Annotated in this window: 24 protein-coding genes and 1 pseudogene; 13 read left to right on the top strand and 12 right to left on the bottom strand. The window is 34.8% G+C overall.

The annotated features are described in order from the left end of the window. Window positions 1–45 precede the first annotated feature (45 nt). Window positions 46–1,088 (bottom strand): annotated as a pseudogene (cax, locus tag LAV82_RS06540) (calcium/proton exchanger). 440 nt (window positions 1,089–1,528) lie between these two features. Between cax and LAV82_RS06535 the strand changes: the two are divergent. Next, on the top strand, window positions 1,529–3,025 hold the full coding sequence (locus LAV82_RS06535) for a class I adenylate-forming enzyme family protein (RefSeq protein ID WP_057274712.1): 1,497 nt from the start codon (window positions 1,529–1,531) through the stop codon (window positions 3,023–3,025). 73 nt (window positions 3,026–3,098) lie between these two features. On the opposite strand, the gene LAV82_RS06530 is transcribed toward LAV82_RS06535, so the two are convergent. Both LAV82_RS06530 and LAV82_RS06525 read right to left on the bottom strand, forming a co-directional pair. Next, the gene (locus LAV82_RS06530; protein WP_013056389.1) at window positions 3,099–3,320 is read right to left on the bottom strand and encodes a hypothetical protein; all 222 of its coding nucleotides are present in this window, start codon (window positions 3,318–3,320) and stop codon (window positions 3,099–3,101) included. Window positions 3,321–3,551: 231 nt separating this feature from the next. After that, window positions 3,552–5,774 carry an MMPL family transporter gene (locus tag LAV82_RS06525; RefSeq protein WP_499715757.1) on the bottom strand — a complete coding sequence of 741 codons (2,223 nt, stop codon included), beginning with the start codon at window positions 5,772–5,774 and terminating at the stop codon, window positions 3,552–3,554. Between the two features lie 135 nt (window positions 5,775–5,909). Here LAV82_RS06525 and LAV82_RS06520 point away from each other — a divergent pair, with 135 nt between their 5' ends. The 6 genes from LAV82_RS06520 to LAV82_RS06495 all read left to right on the top strand — a co-directional run bounded on the left by LAV82_RS06520 (window position 5,910) and on the right by LAV82_RS06495 (window position 10,337). Then, a complete protein-coding gene (locus tag LAV82_RS06520) occupies window positions 5,910–6,530 on the top strand; it encodes a TetR/AcrR family transcriptional regulator (RefSeq protein WP_211079841.1) in 621 nt (206 codons plus the stop codon). Between the two features lie 330 nt (window positions 6,531–6,860). Beyond that, the gene (locus LAV82_RS06515) at window positions 6,861–7,634 is read left to right on the top strand and encodes a TerC family protein (protein ID WP_063671183.1); all 774 of its coding nucleotides are present in this window, start codon (window positions 6,861–6,863) and stop codon (window positions 7,632–7,634) included. Between the two features lie 347 nt (window positions 7,635–7,981). Further along, complete coding sequence (locus tag LAV82_RS06510) at window positions 7,982–8,179, top strand: spore coat protein (protein WP_499715756.1); 198 nt, start codon at window positions 7,982–7,984, stop codon at window positions 8,177–8,179. 17 nt (window positions 8,180–8,196) lie between these two features. After that, window positions 8,197–8,487: a spore coat protein gene (locus LAV82_RS06505; protein ID WP_013056394.1), complete on the top strand. Its 291-nt coding sequence runs from the start codon at window positions 8,197–8,199 to the stop codon at window positions 8,485–8,487. A gap of 259 nt (window positions 8,488–8,746) precedes the next feature. Then, window positions 8,747–9,223: a YflT domain-containing protein gene (locus tag LAV82_RS06500; protein WP_499715755.1), complete on the top strand. Its 477-nt coding sequence runs from the start codon at window positions 8,747–8,749 to the stop codon at window positions 9,221–9,223. Window positions 9,224–9,575: 352 nt separating this feature from the next. Then, complete coding sequence (locus tag LAV82_RS06495; RefSeq protein WP_013056396.1) at window positions 9,576–10,337, top strand: PAS domain S-box protein; 762 nt, start codon at window positions 9,576–9,578, stop codon at window positions 10,335–10,337. 307 nt (window positions 10,338–10,644) lie between these two features. On the opposite strand, the gene LAV82_RS06490 is transcribed toward LAV82_RS06495, so the two are convergent. After that, window positions 10,645–10,857 carry a hypothetical protein gene (locus tag LAV82_RS06490; protein ID WP_029324376.1) on the bottom strand — a complete coding sequence of 71 codons (213 nt, stop codon included), beginning with the start codon at window positions 10,855–10,857 and terminating at the stop codon, window positions 10,645–10,647. A gap of 266 nt (window positions 10,858–11,123) precedes the next feature. Next, window positions 11,124–11,546, bottom strand: a complete 423-nt coding sequence (locus tag LAV82_RS06485; protein ID WP_499715754.1) for an Lrp/AsnC family transcriptional regulator — start codon at window positions 11,544–11,546, stop codon at window positions 11,124–11,126. 144 nt (window positions 11,547–11,690) lie between these two features. Between LAV82_RS06485 and LAV82_RS06480 the strand changes: the two genes are divergently transcribed. Continuing rightward, the gene (locus LAV82_RS06480; protein ID WP_080781682.1) at window positions 11,691–11,897 is read left to right on the top strand and encodes a DUF1272 domain-containing protein; all 207 of its coding nucleotides are present in this window, start codon (window positions 11,691–11,693) and stop codon (window positions 11,895–11,897) included. A gap of 391 nt (window positions 11,898–12,288) precedes the next feature. Here the strand turns inward: LAV82_RS06480 and LAV82_RS06475 are convergent, their stop codons facing one another. Beyond that, window positions 12,289–12,786, bottom strand: a complete 498-nt coding sequence (locus LAV82_RS06475; protein WP_499715753.1) for a DinB family protein — start codon at window positions 12,784–12,786, stop codon at window positions 12,289–12,291. A 214-nt stretch (window positions 12,787–13,000) separates the two neighbouring features. Here LAV82_RS06475 and LAV82_RS06470 point away from each other — a divergent pair, with 214 nt between their 5' ends. Continuing rightward, the gene (locus LAV82_RS06470; RefSeq protein ID WP_499715752.1) at window positions 13,001–13,795 is read left to right on the top strand and encodes a hypothetical protein; all 795 of its coding nucleotides are present in this window, start codon (window positions 13,001–13,003) and stop codon (window positions 13,793–13,795) included. A gap of 186 nt (window positions 13,796–13,981) precedes the next feature. Here LAV82_RS06470 and LAV82_RS06465 read toward each other — a convergent pair whose 3' ends face one another. After that, window positions 13,982–14,293 carry a DMT family transporter gene (locus LAV82_RS06465; protein WP_013056401.1) on the bottom strand — a complete coding sequence of 104 codons (312 nt, stop codon included), beginning with the start codon at window positions 14,291–14,293 and terminating at the stop codon, window positions 13,982–13,984. Further along, window positions 14,293–14,631: a DMT family transporter gene (locus LAV82_RS06460; protein WP_013056402.1), complete on the bottom strand. Its 339-nt coding sequence runs from the start codon at window positions 14,629–14,631 to the stop codon at window positions 14,293–14,295. The genes LAV82_RS06465 and LAV82_RS06460 overlap by 1 nt, the downstream gene beginning before the upstream one ends. A gap of 184 nt (window positions 14,632–14,815) precedes the next feature. Between LAV82_RS06460 and LAV82_RS06455 the strand changes: the two genes are divergently transcribed. Further along, on the top strand, window positions 14,816–15,709 hold the full coding sequence (locus LAV82_RS06455; protein ID WP_499715751.1) for a LysR family transcriptional regulator: 894 nt from the start codon (window positions 14,816–14,818) through the stop codon (window positions 15,707–15,709). Between the two features lie 298 nt (window positions 15,710–16,007). On the opposite strand, the gene LAV82_RS06450 is transcribed toward LAV82_RS06455, so the two are convergent. Next, entirely contained in the window at window positions 16,008–16,154 is a 147-nt protein-coding gene (locus LAV82_RS06450) for a BH0509 family protein (RefSeq protein ID WP_013056404.1), read from the bottom strand. Between the two features lie 948 nt (window positions 16,155–17,102). On the opposite strand from LAV82_RS06450, the gene LAV82_RS06445 reads away from it, so the two are divergent. Beyond that, window positions 17,103–17,306, top strand: coding sequence for a cold-shock protein (locus LAV82_RS06445; RefSeq protein WP_013056405.1), 204 nt, complete (start codon window positions 17,103–17,105; stop codon window positions 17,304–17,306). Between the two features lie 282 nt (window positions 17,307–17,588). On the opposite strand, the gene LAV82_RS06440 is transcribed toward LAV82_RS06445, so the two are convergent. Beyond that, the gene (locus LAV82_RS06440) at window positions 17,589–17,792 is read right to left on the bottom strand and encodes a cold-shock protein (protein WP_013056406.1); all 204 of its coding nucleotides are present in this window, start codon (window positions 17,790–17,792) and stop codon (window positions 17,589–17,591) included. 284 nt (window positions 17,793–18,076) lie between these two features. Here LAV82_RS06440 and cshA point away from each other — a divergent pair, with 284 nt between their 5' ends. Beyond that, a complete protein-coding gene (gene cshA / locus LAV82_RS06435) occupies window positions 18,077–19,477 on the top strand; it encodes a degradosome RNA helicase CshA (protein ID WP_211079850.1) in 1,401 nt (466 codons plus the stop codon). A 295-nt stretch (window positions 19,478–19,772) separates the two neighbouring features. Here cshA and LAV82_RS06430 read toward each other — a convergent pair whose 3' ends face one another. Then, on the bottom strand, window positions 19,773–19,973 hold the full coding sequence (locus LAV82_RS06430) for a cold-shock protein (RefSeq protein WP_013056409.1): 201 nt from the start codon (window positions 19,971–19,973) through the stop codon (window positions 19,773–19,775). Window positions 19,974–20,721: 748 nt separating this feature from the next. After that, on the bottom strand, window positions 20,722–21,366 hold the full coding sequence (locus LAV82_RS06425) for a glycosyl transferase (RefSeq protein ID WP_029324389.1): 645 nt from the start codon (window positions 21,364–21,366) through the stop codon (window positions 20,722–20,724). A 531-nt stretch (window positions 21,367–21,897) separates the two neighbouring features. Here LAV82_RS06425 and LAV82_RS06420 point away from each other — a divergent pair. Continuing rightward, the gene (locus LAV82_RS06420; protein WP_013056411.1) at window positions 21,898–22,692 is read left to right on the top strand and encodes a DUF2935 domain-containing protein; all 795 of its coding nucleotides are present in this window, start codon (window positions 21,898–21,900) and stop codon (window positions 22,690–22,692) included. Window positions 22,693–22,862 lie beyond the last annotated feature (170 nt).

The raw sequence follows: 22,862 nt of genomic DNA, 5'->3' as shown, positions 1-22,862 counted from the left end.
TATCTTTATGTAAGCTGAAATTTTCATCTTTTTCTTGAAAAAATTCTATAAAAGGTAAAAACTAAAGCCTATCGCAATGTAGGTACCGACAAGTAAAACACCTTCGAACCAGTTGGAATCACCGTCGTTCACAACGGTCACCGTCATGAGAGCGGCAAGGATCATCGCAATCATTTCCGCTGTATTAAATACAAGAGGCAAGAAATCATACAAGTATGAGAACAGAACGAGTATAGGAGCAACAAACATGGCCGTTTGGACGGTTGAACCAATGGAAATCTCCACCATTACGTCCATTCTGTTATTATAGGCCATGGCAATTGCTGACACGTACTCTGCAGCACTTCCCACTATGGCCACAACAATAATTCCAATAAAAACGTGACTCCAGCCTAAGGTAGCACCTACTGGCTCAATGGTGCCAACAAGTTTTTCACTAATATAAGCTAGTACAATTGTGGCCAGTCCAAGTACAATTATTGCTTTCTTTTTTCCCCATTCTGGTTCCTCCCCATTTTCTTCTGCGTTTCCAGTAAAAATCCCCTTATGCGTGACAAGTTTAAAAAGAAGAGCAAGCAGGTAAATGGTCAGCATCACAATGGCAAAAGAAGTTGATAGAACCTGCATATCTTTATCATCCAGGCGTTTTGCAAAGATAAATGGCAATACAAAAGTTACGATAATAGCAAACATTAAGAGGGAGGTATTATGTCGTGTTTTAAACACACTAAATTTTTGCTTTTTAAATCGAATTCCTCCAACAATCATTGATATTCCGCTCGCGAAAAGTAGATTAACGAGAACTGCTCCAGTAATGGATGAAATGACGATTGTATTTAGTCCTTTACTTAATGCAAAAAACGAAATAATAATTTCTGCAGCGTTGCCAAACGTAGCATTAAGTAATCCCCTGCTGTTGGACCTACTACAACGCTAAGGCTTTCAGTAGAACGTCTGATGTAATTAGCCAAACTAATTAATGTCACACAATAAATAAAGAACATGAAAATATAATTCCAATTAAAAATGCTGCCAATAATTGAAAGAGGTACACCAATAATCATAAAAATGAAAAAGACTTTATTCATATTTTCCTCCATGGTCATTTATAGATCCTATAGTAAGAAGAGAAGCTTTATATTATCTTAGCGTTTTTATTAATATAACTCTTAAGACTTTTGTTATTCACATGGAGAGTGCAACTAGCAATTAACTCGACGCATAGAAAGAGAACATACTTAATAGCTGGTGCAAAAGGGGGCTAAATTAAAAAAGAAAAGAATCTTACAAGATAAAGCGCTATGAACTCCTCAACATAAGCTTCAAAGTATATTGAATAGTCTGCTCTGAATAAGCAATATGTATCTTTTACATGCTAAAAAGATATGAATTTTCCAAACGTCCATAATTGACGTTTGCGTTAACGTTAATTATGGGTAATGTAGTTTATAGAATTAAAAATAATTAGAATGAAGCACCATTTAAATATGATTCAAACTGGTCATTATCATTAAAGGAGAGAGCTATCATGTATACACTTGGAGAACTATTAGAGCAAAGGGCTACACAATCTGCTGAAAAAGAGGCTTTAATTTGGAGTACATCTTTCCATACATTTAAAGAATATAATGAACGTGTCAATCAACTCGCTCATTACCTGTTAAGCCATAACGTTAAAAAAGGGGATCGAATTGCAATTCTCTGTCAAAACAATCATCCGTTTCCTACCATTCTGCTAGCCGCATTAAGAATCGGAGCCGTAGCGGTTCCTATTAGCTGGCAGCTTACGAAGTATGAAATTATTGATATTTTAGATAGTGCACAACCTAAAGTTATTTTCTACGACCAAAAATTTCATGAGGTTATTCCTTTTGATTTTGAAATATTAAATGACGTTATTACTTTACAAGTAGGGAGAAAAAATAGTGTGGAGACAGTTGAAGAATATAATGAAATTTTTTCCGCGTATTCTATACTAAATCCAAATATACAGGTCTCTCAAGATGACATAGCTATGCTTCTTTTTACTTCTGGAACAACTGGCAACGCAAAAGGCTGTATGATTGAGCATGGTCATGTGTATTCTTATATACAACCATCTAGTCAACGAATCGATTATGAAGAGGATGGTCGTTTTCTTGCCTCGCATCCTTTTTATCATATGAGTTCTATTAATAATATTTTGAAATCTGTTTCCAACGGGATGGGGTTATTTCTGTTGTCAGATCCTACACCGGAAATCATTTGGGAAACGATTGAAACTCATAAGATCACTATGATGTTAGCGTTTCCCTCTATGTATATGCAAATGCTCGAAGTAGTGAAAAATGCAGGGTCAAAGAAATCTTCACTAAAGGTTGCTATTGCTGGAGGGGCAAAAGTTCCTGCTTATCTTATTAAGGAATATGAAAAATTAGACATCAGCATGATACAAGGTTATGGAAGTACAGAAGCATGGACAGTAAGTGTATGGACACCAAATATGGGAAATGAAAAAATTGAATCAGCAGGTAAGCCTCTTTCTGGTGTAGAAGTAAAAATTATTGATCCTGAGTCAGGACAAGAAGTGAAAACAGGAGAAGTTGGAGAAATTATTATAAAAAGCCCCTATTGTTTTAAAGGCTATTGGCATAATCAAGAGGCGACTGACAAAGTCCTTAGAGATGGTTGGTTCTATATGGGGGACGCTGGAAAGGTAGATCAAGACGGTTTTTTATATATTATGGGACGCTATAAAGATGTTATCGTATATGGCGGTGATAATATCTATCCTGATCAGGTAGAAGAAATAATTGAGCAAATAGATATGGTTATAGAAGCTGCTGTAGTAGGAGTAGAAGACCCAGTTTATGGAGAAAAACCTAGAGCGTATGTGGTAAAAGATCCTCATTCTTCTTTAACAAAAGAAGATATCCTAAAATATTGTAGAGATCGTCTAGCAAGCTACAAAATTCCCGAAGTTTATTTTATTGATAAACTTCCTAAAAACCAGCTCGGTAAAGTATTAAAAAGAGAACTAAAATGAAGATAGTTAAAAGCGTGGGCTGAATGCAGTCCACGCTTTTAGGATGGAAAATTATATATCTAAAGCAGAAATGTTAAATAGAAAGTCCTTTTATATCAGGATAACAAACACGAAGTGTATTCTCATACTCAGATTCGTATCCTGTAAATACCAGCTTTTTTTCTTTATTCTCATAGTGAAATCCGAATTTCTTTAAATCATTTTTCAATATATCTTCCCTAATTTTCATGGAAGAAGCAATATCTTCATAAGTAGCACCATTATTTAGCTTCTGAATAATCTCACCTATTAACAAGTTACAACCTCCAGTAGTATACGTTTCTTAAGTAATAATTTATCCTAAACAGCTGCTTTTATGAGATACAAGTAAAGATTAACACTTTAAGTGAGGGCTATATTAAAAGAAGTGTAGAAAGCTGCATGTTTTTAATGGTAAATTATTTCTCTTGTCCTTTATCATAAAATTTAATTGATCAAGAAAAAAGCAAAGAGAATATTCTCTTTGCTTTTTTCTTGGCTTTAATATTTACTGCTCTTTTTCTGGTGCCATTTCAACTTTACCTGGCCAGAAAGCAAATTTTCCTAAAACCGTAGTAATCGCAGGTACAAGGAATGGTCGCACAATAAATGTATCTAACAAAACACCTAAAGCTGTGATAATTCCGAACTGAACCAGAACTTGAATAGGCAGTGTTGCTAGAACCGCGAAGGTAGCAGCTAAAATGATTCCAGCTGATGTAATAACACCGCTTGTTTCGCTTATGCCTTCTTTAATTGCTTGCTCTAATGGCATATGCTTCTTTTTCTGCCAGATGCTTGAGATCATAAAGATATTATAATCCTCACCAAGCGCCACTAAAAATACAAATGCGTATAAAGGAATCGCTCCTTGGATAGCATCTGTCCCCATGATGTTGTGAATAATGAGCCAGCCTAATCCTAAGGCTGCACTGTAGGACAAGATAACCGTTCCAACCAAGTAAAGCATGGCTACAATGGAACGCAAGTAAGCTAATAGCAGGAGCGATATAAAAATAATAATTAATGGGACAATGATACTGTCGTCTTTATCACTCGTGGTCATCGTGTCATACTGTGTAGCTGTTTGACCGCCGATCCATACTTTGGATTTGACTGCGAAAACTCCGGACTGTGACAGTGCCTTTTCAGCTGCATCTCTCAAGTCTGGAATAGCTTTCATTGCTTCTATACTATATGGATTCACATTAAACGTGACGTCATATACTTTTAAATCCTCATTATTTGTACCACTTTGAGGTGCAGAAACGGTACTAATAAGGTGATTTTTCTTTAATGCTTTTTCAAGGTCAACCGATTTTCCTTCCGTATCAATGACTACTTGTGCCGGTGCTAGTTCACCAGGAGAGTAAGCATCAGAGATAATGGTAAATCCTTCACGAGAAGGCATATCTTCAGGGAAAGAAGACAATAAATCATATGTGTACTTGATTTGACTTGAGTAAATGGACAAAGCTCCAAAAAAGACTAGACAAGCTACAATGATTGTCCATGGTTTAGTCGTAACCACATTACCAATCCAATTCCCGAAACGGTTTTTCTCTTTTCGGTCACGCACCGGTTTTCCTTTCTTTTTCGCCAATTCCTCTTCCATTTCAGGAGTACGAGGAACGAAAGGATAAAAAGAACCTCTTCCCATAACCGAAAGCAGGGCGGGAATAAGTGTTAAACTTGCTAATCCCATAACTAGAATAGATAAGCTAAAAGGGATTGCAAAACGGTGGTAAGCACCGTATTTTGCTACAATCAAGGCCAGAAGAGAGATGACAACTGTAAATCCACTCATAGCTATAGCACCTGAAGCACCTTTAAAGGCGTTAATAAGTGCTTGTCTCTTATCTTTTACTTTGCGAAGCTCATCCCGATAATGAGAAATTAAAAATAAACAATAGTCTGTTCCTGCTCCAAATAACAAGACCGTCATAATGGATATGGACTGCGAGTCAACCGTAATCCATTCTTTATCTGCCAAAATACCGAGAATCGGACTCAGAACCCCATAGGCAAAACCTACACCGATTAAAGGAATAATCGCTAAAATTGGGGAACGATAAATTACAAGAAGTAAAATTAAGACTAATAAAACTGTCGCGATTAGTAAGGAAACGTCTGCTCCTTCAAATAAGCTGGTTGCATCTACTTGAATTCCTACAGGTCCGGTAACGCGCGTGCTTAGCTTATCTTTTGCATCGATATCTGTAGCAAAAGAATCATATGAAACCTGTTCTTTTACTTGTTTTTTAATCGTGTCTAGATTTTTTTCTAGTACATCCGTTTCAACGTTTTCTTTAAAGAAAATGGGCTGTACAAGCGTTGTACCGTCCTTCGAAATCATATTTTGTAAAGCTGCTAACGGTAATTTGTGCAAAGGCGGGGTAGACGTTTGTTCTTCTAACGGTTTCTTTTCTAAATCTGCCGCCACTTGCTGAATAGATTTTAAGTCATCGGTATTCAAACCTGAATCTTTATGCCATGTAAGCAGGGCAGGAACCCCTGAAGAGTTAGGGAATTCTTTCTTTATGAGATTTTCAGCCTCTAAAGAAGGTGAATTCTCACTTAAGTTTGGTGCATTGTTCACTTCCGTTTTATTAACGGCAGGCCAAGCAATTGTTAGAACTGCAGTTGCCAGAATCCATACGGCAATAACAACCCAACGACTCACTTTTCCAGTCATCAATCGGCTGAATGTTGCTAAAGGTGATTCTTTCATTAATTCTCCCTCATTTCCAAATCTGTTTGTTTCTATTACAATATATATAGAACCTTCAATAATTATATATACCAGAAGGTTAATTAATCAACTAGTTTAAATGTGCCAATTTCTTGAACTAGAAGGAGGGCCCTTATGAATACGAATCAGACGCCGAAAAAAAAGCCTGGCAGACCTAAAATAACAACTGAAAATAATATAACAAGAGAGCAAATTTTAAAAACAGCTGCCCATCTCTTTATGGCATATGGATACGAAAAAGTTTCAATGGAGCAAGTGGCTGAAGCAAGCGATGTGACCAAGGCCAGCGTTTACTACTATTTTAAAAATAAGGCAACTTTGTTTACCGTTTCGGTATCAAGTATGTTCCAACGTATCACAAAACAGACAGAGAAATTATTACAAAACTCCCAAGGGCTGAAACACAGATTATATGAGGTAACCTTGGATCATTTAAAAAGACCGCATATTGATTTTGAAACATTATTGCAAGAAGCGACTTCTTCGCTTACAGAAGGTCATATTCATGAAATTCGTGAAGCGGAGAAAGCGATACATGAGGCATTAGAGAACGTATTCAAGCAAGCTGCAAACAGCGGAGAAATCGTCGTAGCAAGTCCCAGATTGCTTGCGCATACATTTTCCACGGTAACAATGATTCGGAACAAAAAAGAATTAATTACAGAATTAGGAGGCCCTGAAAAAACGGCTCAGGCTCTAGTGGATCTTTTTTGGGTAGGGATTAGTCCTAATTAATTTTCTTATTCCACTATAAAAACCGGCTGTAACATATTGGTTAATATGTTACAGCCGGTTTTTTTTATTGTTCACAGGTACTTCTTGAGAAAAGGGGAAGGGCATAACAATAATAGGGTGACTTTCTAACCTATGTAAGTATGTTGACATAAACTATTTACTGACATACTGGAACTCGTGTTTATGTTTATCTTAAGAGATGTTCAATTGTTGATTAGTGTTAAAAAAATAAAAATCTTATCTTTTAGAGTTTACTGTAGCATATATGGTTATTCTATTGTAAACAAAACCTTTAGTATAACAGCTTACATTTTGGAAAGGAGAAAATGGATGGAATCTATTTGGCTCGAATACGTATGGGCATTATTGATTCTAATCGGGTTAGAAGGATTATTATCAGCTGATAATGCTCTTGTACTAGCAGTTATAGCTAAACATTTACCCGAGGATCAGAAGAAAAGAGCGATTAATTACGGAATTCTTATGGCATTTATTTTTCGATTTGGAGCTCTTTTTGCCATTTCATTTATCGCCAACGTCTGGTGGATACAGGCGATAGGAGCAGCTTATCTTCTGTATTTAGGTTTAAAGCATGTCATTAAGGCACGGCTTGGGAAACACAATGAGAATATTCATAATGATGATGAAAAGGAGTCTGCTGGAAAAGGGTTCTGGCCGACGGTGGGTAAAATTGCGTTAGCCGATCTAGCTTTTGCCATTGATTCTATTTTAGCTGCGGTTGCTATAGCTCTCGGACTTCCGGATTCACAGTTTGGAGAAATCGGCGGTATGGACGGAGGGCAGTTTGCAGTTGTAGTTCTTGGAGGGATTGCAGGTCTTATCTTAATCAAGTTTGCAGCGACCTGGTTTGTAAAACTCCTTGAAAAGCGACCTGCTCTAGAAACGACAGCATACGCCATTGTTGCCTGGGTAGGGGTGAAACTTGCTGTTATTACTTTTGCGCATAAAGATATTGGTGTCTTAGATCCTCATTTTCCTCATAGCACTATCTGGACTCTAATTTTCTATGGAGTATTAGTTGGTATTGCTCTATTAGGTTGGTTTGCACCGGGCAATAAGTCATCAGAAAAATCATCGGCCTAGAAGGTAATCGAGTGTAATACGCACCCTGAATTTACCAATCACCCTTACTCTTTCCGTCCAAATGGATCCTCATTTCAGCATTTAAAAGGATGTTTAGATTCTATAGAAAAGTGAGTTTTGTTATTTCAAGCGTAACGATCAAGTGCGTTAATCCAAGCCGGGTTAACGCACTTTTTAATTGAAACTATTGCGCAAGCGAACCGGATTATTTTATTTATTATTTTTGTTAGTTTTAATATTCCTGTTTCTCTTTCTGAAATTTCAAAAAAATAATCAATACTTGTTTAAATGGAAATGGTTTGGGAATATAATTCACAAGTCAAAAAAATGACAAGGAGGATGCAAACATGGCAAAGGGACTAGCTATGCACGAAACGCTAGAAGTTCATGAAATCTTAACGCTTAAAACATCATGTGTAACAAAAGGAACAGCTATGTTGGAATTGATAGAGGATGAGGATTTAAAAAAGATTCTTGAAGAAGATGTTCAAACATCTACTGAAGCGATTAAAGAATTGAAAAAAATCTTAAAGAAAGCTCAATAAATAGGAGGGGTAGAAAAATGGCCACTAAAAGTACTCTTACTAAAACGTTAGATGATCTTGCTATCGCGACTGATTTATTATTATCAGCTAAGAATGGTGTACGAACATACGCGGTAGCGCTTACAGAAACGGCGACGCCTGAAGTTCGAAAGGTATTAAAAAAGCAATTAGATAAAGCCATCGAGCTTCATGAAAAGATTGCCCAATATATGATTGATAATGAAATGTATCATGCCTATGATGTAGAAGAACAAGTAAATCACGATTTAAAAAAGGCAGATAAAGCGTTAGATTTAGCGAAAGGTTAACTAAAATTCCCCCTCTGACAATAGAGGGGGAATTTTTTCAAGGTTACATAAAAAGTTCTCTTTCGATATTTCTACAAAGGAAAAGAAGTCTATATTTTATTCTCTTAGAAGTAGATAATTTACCCCATTTTATACAATATTCAGATGATATTTTATAGTCTTTTATCCCATATCCGAATAAATTGGTTTTAATTGGCTGCTGAAGGATACACCTATTAGTAGAACGACATATTCTATGGGGATAGAGGAGGAGAAAATAGTGAAGGAAATTAAAGTAGCAGAAAATAGTGGTCAGGCAAATAAGTTTATTGAAGAGTTTTTTGCCAACGGGTTTAGTAAAAGTGAAATTTATTTATTGACCTATAATAAAGAGCGCTCGGAATATTTAACAAATACAACAAATACAAAAGAATATCGAGCTTCTGCACAAGGAGTTTTTGAATCTGCAGTTAATAAGTTATTTTCTCGTGAAGATGAACTTCATTCTAAAATGGCCTCGTTAGGCTTAACCCAAGAAGAAGCTAAACAATGTGTCGGTGAAAGGATAATGATTCAATTTTTTGGTATCCACATAGGGACGTTATACTTTCCTACAAGTATCCTTCTAATTACTTTATTAGTTTTAGTAGGTTTTATTATCTATTTTCTTAGTAGAAGAAAAAGAAATAGAGATCAAACGATTCATTCAAATGAGAATAGGGTAAAGGGGAAAAGAGGAAAAGATAAAACTCTGTAAATGATCTAAAAGAAGAATTAATATATTTCGTCATCAAAAAGAATTCCCGTTTGAAGTGAAAATAAATTATCCTAATCCTACAGTTTCTGATACAGCCTTACACCATGATTTAACTCGTGAGAAAGTATGATTTAAATAAATGCAGAGAGGGCCCTTGAATTCATTTCTAAGGGCTGTTTTTATTTTTGTTCTGTAAAGGACAGACGATCTTTTAATCTTCTATTTTCTTACTATTTCTTATTTATAACTTCAAAAGAAATTTTATTATCGTTTTTTAAGATCTTAAACAAGCAATTGAACCCTTGATAAATTTGAAATAGTAGTCTAACCTTCATATTAAGGAGTGAAAATTATGAATGAAAACATTTCGGGTATTGATTATCAGGAAGTCATTGAATATGCGTTAGATCCACTCATTATTCATTCAAATCATAAGATTATATATGTTAACCACGCAGCTGAACATTTTTTTAGAGGAAAAAGGGAAGATATTATAGGTGCAAGTCCCTTAGATATATTTCAAGAAACATCTAAAGCAGCAATAAGGAAAAGAATCCAATCTGCTTATGAACGCCCAGCAGAGCTCATTGAGGAAACCATATTTAGATTGGACGGGACAACTGTTAATGTTGAATTATATTGTCATCCCTTGCTGCTGGGGGATAAAAAAGTAATCCAAACCTATGTGAGAGATATTACGGTAAAAAAAGAGAGTGAAACAAGACAAAAAGAAATAATAAAGCAAATAAATGAACTGTCTACAACCCTTGTTCCTCTTTTAGAGGGAATCGCTGTACTTCCCTTAGTAGGATCCATAGATGAGGAAAGAGCAAACCAACTTTTAATGGCCGTTCCAGTAAAAGTGCAGACGCAAAATGTAAATTGTTTAATTATAGATTTTTCCGGTATTTATACATTGAATTCAATTGTAACGGAGCATCTTTTTAAAATTAATAGCGTTATGTCACTACTTGGAGTGCAATGTATCTTAACAGGATTAAGGCCAGAATTATCTCGCTCTGCTGTACAGCTAGGTATTAATTTAGATTCTACCCGGACAATGGCTACTGTAAAAAATGCACTTCATTTTTTAGGAATTACTTCTAGTAAATAATCTGTAAAATGAAAATAACTAAAGCCACTTTTACGTTTTTAAAGATACATATGATATGAATCTTTAGATGGTGCTAACCTTTTTAGAGGAAGTTTCTGATTAAAGAAATAGTGGCGTCGTCTTTCCGGTTTCGTGCTGTTTTAAATATTTTTAGATGGTTTTTTAAATTAGATTTGTATCTTGTATACATTAGAAAAACCAAAGAAACTCCTGAACATATACCAGGAGTTTCTTTGGTTTAAAATAACATATTGTGCAATCGCACGTTTGTTAAATAAAAGATAGAAGAATCATTGAATCGCTTTCTTCAGTTTAAGATCTTGTATAAAGCTTCAGAAGCGTTATCTATATCATAATCGTTATAATTTAAGGTTTTTTGATCCGTAAGTGTAGTGATTTGAAAAATCTTAGATGTTTTACAATACGACAGTTCCAGTACTTGAGGAATGGTATGAGTAATAGCACTATCCTCATATTGAACAAGAGTATAAAGCGTTTTTTTTATTTCAAGTATATTCATAAAAGTACCTCTTCCCATTATAAGGAAACTCAGGGTACAAAGAGACCATATAATTTTAATTTATGTTCTTTCTCTATTGTAACATATGAACGTATAGAAAAATACCTGCCGAGAACAGACAGTATGATAACTGCAATTGTAAATTCTATGCACTTCTAATTCTGCTAGCTGGTCAGTTAAAAAGGTGACCAGCTAGCAGAACATGTTCTTCTTATAATAGAATTACCTTGAATAGATTCAGTAATAAAAAAGAGTAGATTATTAATCTACTTTATTGCTTTATAAACAACTGATGAGGAAAGTTTAATCAATGTAGATGGCTGCCCAAAAGCCATAGATTCATCAATGAATGTTTCAAGAGATTGAACGGAATTAGTTAAAACTTTTACTAAGTAGTTGTATTGACCTGCCAGACGATGACATTCGATAACTTCAGGGTGTTCTTTGCAATATTCTACAAATTGTCTGCAGTTTGTATTGCTGTATAAAATAAAAGCAGTTACAGGTTTGTTAAAATTTTCAGGATTAATTATTGCTCTATATCCATCTATTATATTTTTTTCTTCAAGTTTTTTTACTCTTTCATTAACAGCAGGGGTAGATAAACCAACCAGCTTTCCCAACTGTGTAACGGACAAACGAGCATTCTCTTGTAGATGTAGTAATATATTTTTATCAATTTCATCCATAAAACATACCCCGCTTTAAATTATAAATTAAAATAATAGGTTTTCCGTCAATATTAAAGTTATTACTTAGTAATACAATAAGAAACATATGTAAAAATAGAAATTTATAGAATACAATTTAATTATATCAAAAGGAGGGATTTAATGGCTTTAGAAATGAGAAATACATGCGAAAAGTGCAATAAGAAACTCCATAATAGCTCTGTTGCTTATATCTGTACACATGAATGTACATTTTGTGATAAATGTAGTGAAAGCGAGATGTATATTTGTCCTAACTGTGGAGGAGAACTAGTTAAAAGACCAAGGGGCAAAGAACATTCGTTAAGTTGCTCACTGAGCTTATCATAAATTTAGACACAACATTCTATAAATAGTGCAGTCAAAACAGCTATGGTCAATGGGGTGGGTATTCAACAGCGAACCGCAACAGGTTTAAGTACGTAACAAATTATAAAGCATCATTGTGGTGAAAGTCTACATGGTCATTGCAATATTGGACACTTTTCAATTGTCAGAAATGCAGAAGAAGACTTGTTTCGTCCGACACATTATTCTTATAGGTAACTAATTGCACGAAGACAAATATTTTTGGAGTACTGAAAATCGAATTCAGTAATCAATTGATTTATATATAAAACAAAAGGTAATAGCACATAACTAAAATAAAGCCCTAAAAGTGTCTAATCGACGATTGTTAGGGCTTTGTTTCTGCCAATCATTGGAGCTCAATCGGTTTTTATTAAGCAGGAAAGCCTCCTGTTGGCGGTGGCCATGCTCCGTTTAATCTTCTCATAATGACAATTTCACCTAGATGATAGCTGTTGTGAGAAGCAATATTACGCAGTAATCCCCCTGGGGTCTCACTTGGCCAAGCATCCAGAGGTTCTTCAATTGCTAATGTATCAGCTAAGTGACAAGCTTCGTCAATTCCATCACAAAAATGCTGGATCGTCTTTTTCCATTCTTCCTCATCAGACGGAGCTGGATGTTCGGGCCAGCTTTCACTCGCACTTTTCGGTTTTTCGGGGTTTTCTCCTTTAGCAAGGGCAAGTAAAAAGTCTTGCCAATAGCTCATATGCTTCACTAATTGATAAATAGAATAAGGTAATTCCTCTTGTTTATGTGAAGCAAGCTTCATATTAATATCAGTTATTGCGTTAATCGTCGGAAGATGACCTCTTTCACCTCGCAGTGATTTGATAAGCGCATCACGAAATGCTGTATTCGTTTGTGTCATGTTTTTTCCGGCCTTTCTTTTTCAAGGTATTAAGCTTGTAACAGTTTAACACAAATCAGTTTAATATATGTACTTCTGTAATTAACGTTTTACTATAACAAAGCCACTAAAATAAATAGTATCAATCACAATTTTTTGTTTGTAAGTCACCTTTAAATGACGAAATATGGTTTAATATAAAATATATAGAAATAAATAGAAAAAGGTACCCTTTATGGAAAGTGAAAAAGATTATGTGATTTTGAGAAAGACGATAACAACTCTTTCTATAAGCTTTATTTTAGCTTACCTTTTGGCAATAACAGGTCTGGTTCAACAGCTAACTGATGGAGAAGAACTATCGTATCATACTGGAAATGACATGGCAGGGTGGTTCCTTGTATATCTTTTTTATGTAGGTGCAGTTATTGCTGTATACGGAAATTTTGTCTCAGTTATACTGGACGCTATTCGAAAGAAATGGCTTCCCAACATGAGGTGGCTATTTGTCTTCTTCCAAGGCATATTAGGCTTAATTAACGGTTTGTTTTTTCAAGATACATATTTGGCTTATTACGGGATGGCAGCTGCTATGTTATATGCATGTATAGATTGGTGGGTAGAAAGAAGAATTGACAGGGAAAAAAGTACAAAAGTATTGCTAATTATACCTCTTATTCTTTTACTTCTCAGTTGGAGTATATTAGAAGCGATATCACCTAGTCTTCCGCCATTTACCAAAGAAGATGCCATAGAGTTTGCAACAACTGGTGAAGGAACAGATATTGATTTATTTCCTGCTAAAGTTGGAACATGGAAAGGAACTTTTGGAGGGTATCAAATCGAAAGAAAAACTCGTGCTAAAAAATTAAATAAAGAGTTATACCTTGTGACCTTTGAAGAAAACTGGACCAAAGGGAAACGAAAAGGACACTATGTAATGTCTTATAAAGTAGATCGCAGCAGTGTCTCAGGGTATGGCGGAAGTGGCACAACACCTCCTTATTATGAGAAGGTATTACAACAATAAAATAGTAAAAATTAAGTTTATGAATAAAGGAGCTTTGATCTATGTCTAAAATTTCTCTAGCAGAGGCTGTGAAATTGAAAAGTGTATTATCAAAACGAATACATGAATTAGAAGAAGAGATGGACCGTGTTGCATTGGTGCCCTTACTTATAAGTTAAGTAAGGGCCTTATTTATCTTATTTTTTATTAGAAAGCTTTCAGTATAATAACACCTGTAATAATAAGAGTAACCGAGATAATCTTTCTTTTGTTTTTTGATTCCTTAAATATATAAATACCTAACAGAGTTGTACTAACAATCGTCAGCCCTGCCCATATAGCAAAAACGATTCCCATTTCAAAATAGTGTGTCGTTAGAGAAATAAAATAAATACAAGCAATGAAGAGTAGAAATGCGCCTATCGTGGGAACAGTTTGTCTAAAGCCTTTAGATAGTTTTACACACATTTGCCCTGCAATGCCTAAAACTAAGCCAATCGTTAAAAATACGTATCCCATTACGCTGTCCTTCTTTCTTTAGAGCTCCCTTTAATGTTAAGAGAAACTGCACCGATTATAATAAGAGAAACACCTAAAATTTTAGATAAGGAAATAGTTTCATCAAAAAAGATAATACCTGTGACAACAACAAGTACGGTTGCTCCTCCTGCATACAAAGCACTTGCTACTCCTACTTCACCTTTGGCGTTAAGTAGCATATAAGCAGCAATTGAAGAACAATAAAATAGTATGGCGAAAACAGTAGGAACAAAGTTTGTGAATCCATTTGTAAGATTAAGAAAAAATACTGCGATTACCTCCAAGATGATGGCAAGAAACAATAGTAAATAAAACAATCAGATTTCCTCCTTTCAGTCACCTCATTTTAAGAACTTTACGTAATTGCTACTAAATAATTGCAGTAGCACTCAGATGTCATTATTTTATCTAGAGCTTGATACCTTGTAAAATAATGATAAATGATTGTAGATATCACTATTATTAATACCTAAATGAATGTAAGTGGAAAGGAGGATGTTTATGGAAGTAGAAGATATACGCATATTTATGGCTGTAGCAGAATACGGCAGTGTAAGCCTTGCCGCTGATAAGCTAGGCTATGTCCAACCAAATGTAACAGCACGTATTCGGTCTCTTGAACAAAAAATTGGACACCCATTGTTTCATCGTCACAGACGAGGAATGACATTAAATGTAGAAGGTCGAAAACTTTTAACATATGGAGAACAAATGATGCGGCTGATGGAGGAAATACAGAAAGCATTTCAAGATGAGCGTAACCTTGTTGGATCATTATGTATTGGGTTAGTTGAAACGGTAGTAGGGTTTCCTGAAATCATTTCTTCCTATCATAATAAGCACAAAAATGTGGATATTTCTTTAGTATCAGGAGTAAGTACACAATTAATAGAGAAAGTTCTTAAGTTTCAGTTAGACGGGGCATTTGTAGCAGAACCAGTAAATGTGTCAACGCTTGATCAAATTCCGGCTTTTGATGAAGAAATTGTACTTGTATGCAGTGCAAATGAAAAAGGGAAGAAGCAGATTCAGTCTGCCAAAGAGTTACTACACTTACCATTCATTTTATTTAATGAAGGCTGCCAATATAGAGAAAGACTACAGCAGTGGTTAAAAGACGAACAAATAATATCACCAAAAATTATGGAATTTGCTACACTTGAAACGATTATGGGGACAGTAGTTTCTGGTCTGGGTGTGACACTTATAGCCCGGTCATTAGCGGAGAGATATGAGAGGGAAGGGTTAGTACAACTCTTTTCAATACCTGAACCTTACAGAAACCTCAGGATTGTGTATGTTCGTCGCTCCGACTCCTATCTAGGAGTAACTGAGCGTGAATTTATAAAGACAATCAGCGAAGTAAGAGAAGGGGAAAATCAGCGAACGAATTGAATCGATTATAGAAGATATAAACGAACACACGATTGTAGAAAGAGTTGACTCGGACGAAGTAGGAGGGCTAAAGATCTTTTTATCTCAAGGTTATTTATTAGAGGTGTTTCCGAATACGTCAGAAGACGATGAATATAGTGAGTTCTGGAGACTTTTCAACCGGAAGGAAGGCAGCCCTCACTTTGTTGTCACAGGAAATGGTGTTAAAAACGAGTAATCGCATAATTAAAGAAACGAAAAAAGCACAAACACGTTGGAACCAAACGTGTTTGTGCTTTTTTCTTATTTTATAATTGAGTTACATATAATCATAAGCGGAATCATCAAAATAGAGCCAGTGATAATATTCAACCTGCGGATCTGTCATCTTCGAAACTTCTTCTTCATTGAATTTTTGATACTCAACTAATTTCTGCACTTTAGAATTTCTTTCCACTTGGCTCATTTTAAATCCTCCTTATAGTTTGAGAAGTAACAATGTATTTAAATATAGAAAGCGTTTTCTTTTTCTTGTTTTTATTATATATCTCAATATGAGATTAAAACAATATCAATTATAGATGATTTTTCAAAAAACAATATAGAAATGGTATTATGGCATCCGATTGGGACAACAAGGCTTCTGCAATCGAAATTAAATAATAGGTGATTCCCAATGGCAAGGCTAAAAATTTTTTGTTAGTATTGTTGCTTAATCCCCAAAAAACATTATGATAACTAGCTCTATAAATTAGAAATAAAGCTAGCTGTGTTAAGCTAGCTTTATATTTTTTATGCTGTTTTCCAGAGCTGTAAATTTTCAACTGTCGTTCACTTTGTTATAAAAACTCTTTAACATTTTCATCATGTTACGCCCTGAAGTTCTTGACATTTGATTATTATCTTCATCATCATGAGTACTCAGGTACCAACTTCCTTTGTTATCTTCATTTAATCTATATACCTTATTGGTTCTACTATCTGTATAAAAGTTTCCATCCTTCAGTCTCACACAATCCCCCCTCTACCAAGTGTCTATCCTGTATTATGCCCAAGATATCAATTTTATGAAAAATTTCATATACACAAAAACAGCAGGTTTCTTAATGCGCTTATTATTTTGTAAGTAATCTACAGAGGTGCAAAAATGGTGAAAGTCCATTGAATTTATGTACTGCTAGTAAACCTTAAATTAGTTCTTAATTCGATACATATATTTCCATTTTAAAATTTTATCTATTTTTCTGTATTTGCTATCTTCGGTTCTGTGTGTTACGCTTAGGTTAATTATTTTTGTTCGGTGTAGGATTGAGAGAAGAGAAATCTCTTCCATAGAAATTTTCATCTTAAGATAGTATGGTTGGACAAGGGTAGTAATACAAGCGTGGACTATTCCACACCAGGAGGCACTATTATGGAACAAGGTACAGTGAAATGGTTTAATGCAGACAAAGGCTTCGGCTTTATCGAAATTGAAGGCGGAGACGATGTATTCGTACATTTCAGCTCTATTCAAGGTGAAGGCTTTAAATCGCTAGAAGAAGGTCAAAAAGTGACGTTTGATATCGAACAAGGCCAACGTGGAGCACAAGCTGCTAACGTTCATAAAGTAGCATAATTAAAATGAGTAAAAAAGACTCCACCTAGGAGTCTTTTTTTACTTTTGATTTCACTAGCTAGCAAAAGACATATTATATCTCATTTTAAAATCTCCTTATAATAGAAAAACCAGCGTTTTAAGTCTGGTTTCTGGGTCATACGTAGGGTACAAGGTATGAACTAGTTAACCATACACTAGAAATACAAAGCAAATATGGCATGTTTGTTTGGTAAGAAGTTTACTTTCAGTTAAAGAAGTGCCGTAATTTTTTTATAGATTTATACAACAGACGGACATGAATTATTTTTGATGGGGATTAGGAGACGCATCTAAAAGCCGTTCTCCTGTTCTCATTTTATGGCCACATAAAGGACACTTTTGCTGTTTTTGATAAGAGAAATTTTTTCTCATCCAACCATTACATTCTTCTGATTCACATTCCCAAATCTCTATTTGTTCTTTAGGTAAGGGCTCTTGATTTTTTTTCCTATGGTTATAATACATAACTACATCATCCCTCCTCCTAAATAGTATACCTTTTTTAAAAAAAATAGTGAGAACCATATCTTTCTAAATTAAACCACACTTTATAGATCCTATAAAAATTTATAAATACACGGAAACGCGGATAAAATAAGGCATGAATTCGCCTTGTATAGATACGCTAAAATAAGATGTTCGTGAATAATAACACGGATTTCCATTACGCAGAAATGAATAAATAATATCTTTCGTTAAAGAGTACTTTTCTCATTTCTGAATTTAAGTAAGAGAAGGAGCACGAAAAAATGAAAAAATTTTCTGATTTTAATTTAAGCAAGGGCATTGAAAAGGCAGTTCATAACTTGGGTTTTGAAGAGGCTACGCCGATTCAGGCTGAAGCTATTCCGATAGCTATGGCGGGTAAAGATCTAATTGGACAAGCTCAAACCGGTACTGGAAAGACAACAGCTTTTGGCATTCCCCTTATAGAGCGGGTTGAGCTTGGTGAAGAAGGGATTCAGGGAATAGTCTTAGCGCCGACACGTGAACTGGCTATTCAAGTAGCAGAGGAGTTAAATCGAATTGGACAGGTAAAAGGAGTTAAAACGCTACCCATTTATGGAGGCCAGGATATTAATCGTCAGATTAAAGCCCTTAAAAACAGACCGCATATTATCTCGGCAACCCCAGGACGCCTTAAGGACCATATGAAGCGAAGAACCATTCGTTTAAATCATATTCGTACAGCTGTTCTGGATGAAGCAGATGAGATGTTAAATATGGGCTTTATTGAAGATATCCAATCGATTCTTGGTGGCATCTCTTCTCCCCATCAAACTTTACTATTTTCAGCAACTATGTCGAAGCAAGTACAAAGTCTAGCCCAGAAATTTATGAACGATCCTGAACTCGTAAAAGTAAAAGCGAAGGAGTTAACGGTAAAGAACATTGAGCAGCAATATATGGAAATTCCGGAGAATCGAAAATTTGATGTTCTTTGTAATCTCGTAGACCTTCAATCACCAGACCTTGCTATTGTGTTTGGACGCACAAAAAAACGTGTGGATGAACTTGCTGAAGGACTAAAAAAGCGTGGGTATGCAGCAGAAGGCATTCATGGAGATCTTACACAATCCAAACGTGCCGATGTAATTCGTCAATTCAAGAATCATACGATTGAGATTATGGTTGCAACCGACGTTGCAGCAAGAGGACTTGATATTACAGGTGTTAGCCATGTCTATAATTTTGATATTCCTCAGGACCCTGAAAGCTATGTTCATCGTATTGGCCGAACAGGACGGGCAGGTACTAAGGGATTGGCAGTTACCTTTATAACTCCAAGAGAACGTAATCATTTAAAAGTGATTGAAGATGTCACGAAAACCAAAATGTCTAGACAATCACCTCCTACTTCTAGTGAGGTAATGGCAGGGCATCAGGAAGCAATCATTCACCAGGTTTTGACCGCTATCGACAAAGGGGAGTTTGTGGAATATAAGCCAATGGCGGAAAAGCTATTAGAAGAAGTGGATTCTGTTTCTTTACTGTCAGCCACTTTAAAGCTCTTAACAAAAGAATCAAATATGACCTCTGTCCAATTGACTGAAGTGGCACCACTTCGTAATAAAAAGGCAAAAACAGAGCGTAAGAGAAATAGAGGGAGAAAAGAAACAGTAGGCCGTAAAAAAACATATAGAAAATAATCCCTGATTATTTTTGATGCGAGAAAGGATAAGGGCTATGAGTGAGAAAATATTTAGTAATGGAGAAATAGTAAATATAAGAGTATCAAATGAATTAGTGACAATCTTAAAAAGTCATTATGTAAAAAACATGAAAAGATACTCTTATACAGTCGACAAATACCCAAGTACCTTTTTCTTTGAAGAAGAGTTAAAAAAACGTGAACTATAATTATTGATGAATAAGTGTTGATATAAAAATCTTTTTAAGTAAAAACAGACTCTGAAAATAGAGTCTGTTTTTTAGTATGGTTTCTTATGCTTTATTTACGTTTGTCGCTTGTGGTCCACGTTGTCCCTGTTCGATATCAAAAGTCACTTCTTGACCTTCATCCAAGGATTTAAAACCTTCACCTTGAATAGCTGAGAAGTGAACAAATACATCTTCTCCACCTTCGCGCTCAATAAATCCAAAACCTTTGTCAGCATTAAACCATTTCACTTTACCGTGTTCCATTTTTTGTTACCTCCTAAAATATAGAAAATAAACCAGATTATCATTAAATCTAGCCTATTTATTATATTATCCCAATAGAGACATCTTAAACTTAAATTAATTTGATCTTTTTAACTTTCTTTATCATCACTCATTCCATTAAAATGTAATAAGGGTATGACTATATACATCATAATGAGGTTCTGGTGCAAAACCTTCAAAATATTTATAAGTGATCTTCTAAACATGGAAATGATAGAAGTCGAGTATTAGCCACTGTTCACACAATTATTAAGGGCATTGTATTCATAAATATGAACCTAAATTAGATGAGAGAGCACAATGGAACCGGTCTTTCCTAAAGAAAAGGAAGTTCACTCAAAAAAATTTTGAATAGTGGCGTAAAAATACATTCTATTAGATAGGAATCTATATACTTTTTTCATATAAATACAATCTTCGCACTAAAATCCGTAAACTTGTTTCCAAATAAAAAATGACGCCGTTTTAGGCGCCATTTTTTATAGAATAGAGAAGGACACACCCTAGGCACGGGCGGTACTCTTAACACATCGTCTTGATTTGATAATACCCAGTGTTTAAATTTAATAAACCTTTGGTTATGACGCTTTATGCAGAATATCTACGTTTACCTTTTTAGTAAACATAAGGTTTCTTAGAGTCATCAAGTAAAAGAGCCCTTACAGGTGCAGTGTTTTATGAAGGAATTTCAAATAATACTGGATATTATTAAAATTATTTATTAAAATTATTTATTAAATTTCTTTGGAAACTGCTTCACAACTCCCGCAGATATAGTATCTGCCATTAAGATAATATGTGAGACTCCTTCATCAATTGCAACGATTCTTGCCTCCCAATCTTTTTCTAAGCTTGCAGATAAATCATTTGTCACTAATTTTAGATGCATATACAGTAATTTTTTCAAATCTTCATTTTTTAAATAAGGGTTGGCCTGGCTAAGGAACGCTGCTATATCATCAGCATTTCTATACCATTCTTTGTTTAATTGATTCACCAAGGCTTTCTTTCCCGTTTTAGCCGCATCTACAATCTTGCCAGCAATCACAATATGTTCCTTGAGCAAATCCGTAAGTTTATTCCCAGCTTTCTCTCCGTATATCGGCTTTACAGCATTCCCGATATCTTCTTGATTTTTTAATAACCTTGCCAACACCTGTTTTTGGTCTTCTGATCCTGCTGTTGTTGCACTTGTAATATAATTGCTTGTCCACAATACATGATCCATCCAAAGACTTCTGAATTCATTTTCAAACTTTACCTGAGATTGACTAACACGATGTTCTTGTGTTTGAGCACGAGTACTACTTGGGTCAACCAGCATGTTTAGCGAAAATAACAAAATAAATCCCATCCATAACAATTTTTTCATAAAAGCTGCTCCTTCCAATTTAAATAATCCGTCTTATTATTTGTATATGGCATTTTTCACATTCCTCAAAATGTTATTTTCTAATAATAATTCTTTATAGAGTACTACCACACTCCCAATCAGCTCACACGGATGAAGGGTTACAGAGGATACCTTTCTATAAGGTGATAGTAGAGAATTCGAAATTTTAGGCTCTTGTATTTATACATTCATAAATATTATTGCTTGTCTCATATGTTTATATAAAACTCTAGAAGAAAAAGAGGTGAAAAATGTGAAGCATATGCTAATGGTATGTAATCAGCATGTGAAGGAGGGACTTATTGGTCTTAAAACCCCCCATGTAAAGAAGATTCACTACTCTACATGTACCTGTTCTTTTTGTGAGAGAAGGGCTAAAATCAAAATCTTTTATCCCATTCCTCAAAAATATAGTAAAACCAATTTTTATGTGAGCTTAAGCATGTCCAGACATAAAACAGAATAACTTAGAATGAAACTAATTTACAATTATATATAGGAGGATTAATAATGACTAATGCATTTGTTGCACAATCCTTAGATGAAATTCGTTTTTGGTCAAGGATTATGAAGGAACACTCATTGTTTCTTCGATTAGGTTTTAGATGTGAGGATACACAATTAATACAGGAAGCGAATCAATTTTATCGTTTGTTTGAAGATATTGAACAACGCTCTCATTCATTTACTAATCAAACAGATCCGGAGCAAATGAGAAGATTTAATTCGGAAGTCCAACAAGCAGCCACAGGTATATTTGCATTTAAGAGAAAAATTTTAGGTTTAATCTTAACCTGTCAACTACCGGGCTCAAATAACTTTCCTCTTTTGGTTGATCATACTAGTAGAGAAGCCAACTATTTTAGAAAACGATTAATTGAATTAAACGAAGGGAAATTGAAGCCGCTAGCTGATGCCATTATAAAGGAAAATGTCTTCTTTTTAAGAATTATGGCTGATCATGCCCAATTCATAGGCCATCTTCTTGATCCATCAGAAAGAAAACTTGTAGATATGGCAAGAAACTTCAGTCACGATTTCGATCAATTAGTTTTTCAAGCAAGAGATTTAGAGTCTATGAAGCCTCAATCTCAAACGGTACCTCTTTTGGATCAATTTCTTGATCAGAATCGTGTTTCCGTAGCTTCCCTTAGAGACTTTAAAAAAACAGCAAGAGATTTAATTGAGGAATGTAGAATTAAAAGTATTATTCATCCTCTTTTAGCTGATCATGTTTTTCGAGAGGCTGAAAGGTTCCTTCATATTATCGATATGTTTGAAAAGAATCTTCAAACACAAAAATAATACATTGATGTTTCCTCTTTACAAATCTTAATGACTTAATTTAAAAGGCTTCAGCTTTTGAGGGAGCCTTTTTTTGTTCACTAACAAAGAAACAGTCATTGAGGTTTAATTTCATTCCAATTTTTTTGACTCATCCAATTATTTATACATTCTCTAAAAAATGTATTTAA

The organism is Bacillus sp. ILBB4 (genome assembly GCF_035064545.1).
GTDB lineage: Bacteria > Bacillota > Bacilli > Bacillales > Bacillaceae_H > Priestia.
Note: the sequence above shows the minus strand (reverse complement) of the source record. Positions and strands in the feature narration are given on the sequence as shown.

Excerpts from the sequence above, each read along its gene's own strand:
- LAV82_RS06535 (WP_057274712.1), top strand. The coding sequence starts at position 1,529 with ATGTATACACTTGGAGAACTATTAGAGCAAAGGGCTACACAATCTGCT.
- LAV82_RS06525 (WP_499715757.1), bottom strand. The coding sequence starts at position 5,774 with ATGAAAGAATCACCTTTAGCAACATTCAGCCGATTGATGACTGGAAAA.
- LAV82_RS06520 (WP_211079841.1), top strand. The coding sequence starts at position 5,910 with ATGAATACGAATCAGACGCCGAAAAAAAAGCCTGGCAGACCTAAAATA.
- LAV82_RS06515 (WP_063671183.1), top strand. The coding sequence starts at position 6,861 with ATGGAATCTATTTGGCTCGAATACGTATGGGCATTATTGATTCTAATC.
- LAV82_RS06510 (WP_499715756.1), top strand. The coding sequence starts at position 7,982 with ATGGCAAAGGGACTAGCTATGCACGAAACGCTAGAAGTTCATGAAATC.
- LAV82_RS06505 (WP_013056394.1), top strand. The coding sequence starts at position 8,197 with ATGGCCACTAAAAGTACTCTTACTAAAACGTTAGATGATCTTGCTATC.
- LAV82_RS06495 (WP_013056396.1), top strand. The coding sequence starts at position 9,576 with ATGAATGAAAACATTTCGGGTATTGATTATCAGGAAGTCATTGAATAT.
- LAV82_RS06490 (WP_029324376.1), bottom strand. The coding sequence starts at position 10,857 with ATGAATATACTTGAAATAAAAAAAACGCTTTATACTCTTGTTCAATAT.
- LAV82_RS06485 (WP_499715754.1), bottom strand. The coding sequence starts at position 11,546 with ATGGATGAAATTGATAAAAATATATTACTACATCTACAAGAGAATGCT.
- LAV82_RS06480 (WP_080781682.1), top strand. The coding sequence starts at position 11,691 with ATGGCTTTAGAAATGAGAAATACATGCGAAAAGTGCAATAAGAAACTC.
- LAV82_RS06475 (WP_499715753.1), bottom strand. The coding sequence starts at position 12,786 with ATGACACAAACGAATACAGCATTTCGTGATGCGCTTATCAAATCACTG.
- LAV82_RS06470 (WP_499715752.1), top strand. The coding sequence starts at position 13,001 with ATGGAAAGTGAAAAAGATTATGTGATTTTGAGAAAGACGATAACAACT.
- LAV82_RS06465 (WP_013056401.1), bottom strand. The coding sequence starts at position 14,293 with ATGGGATACGTATTTTTAACGATTGGCTTAGTTTTAGGCATTGCAGGG.
- LAV82_RS06455 (WP_499715751.1), top strand. The coding sequence starts at position 14,816 with ATGGAAGTAGAAGATATACGCATATTTATGGCTGTAGCAGAATACGGC.
- LAV82_RS06450 (WP_013056404.1), bottom strand. The coding sequence starts at position 16,154 with ATGAGCCAAGTGGAAAGAAATTCTAAAGTGCAGAAATTAGTTGAGTAT.
- LAV82_RS06445 (WP_013056405.1), top strand. The coding sequence starts at position 17,103 with ATGGAACAAGGTACAGTGAAATGGTTTAATGCAGACAAAGGCTTCGGC.
- LAV82_RS06440 (WP_013056406.1), bottom strand. The coding sequence starts at position 17,792 with ATGTATTATAACCATAGGAAAAAAAATCAAGAGCCCTTACCTAAAGAA.
- cshA (WP_211079850.1), top strand. The coding sequence starts at position 18,077 with ATGAAAAAATTTTCTGATTTTAATTTAAGCAAGGGCATTGAAAAGGCA.
- LAV82_RS06430 (WP_013056409.1), bottom strand. The coding sequence starts at position 19,973 with ATGGAACACGGTAAAGTGAAATGGTTTAATGCTGACAAAGGTTTTGGA.
- LAV82_RS06425 (WP_029324389.1), bottom strand. The coding sequence starts at position 21,366 with ATGAAAAAATTGTTATGGATGGGATTTATTTTGTTATTTTCGCTAAAC.
- LAV82_RS06420 (WP_013056411.1), top strand. The coding sequence starts at position 21,898 with ATGACTAATGCATTTGTTGCACAATCCTTAGATGAAATTCGTTTTTGG.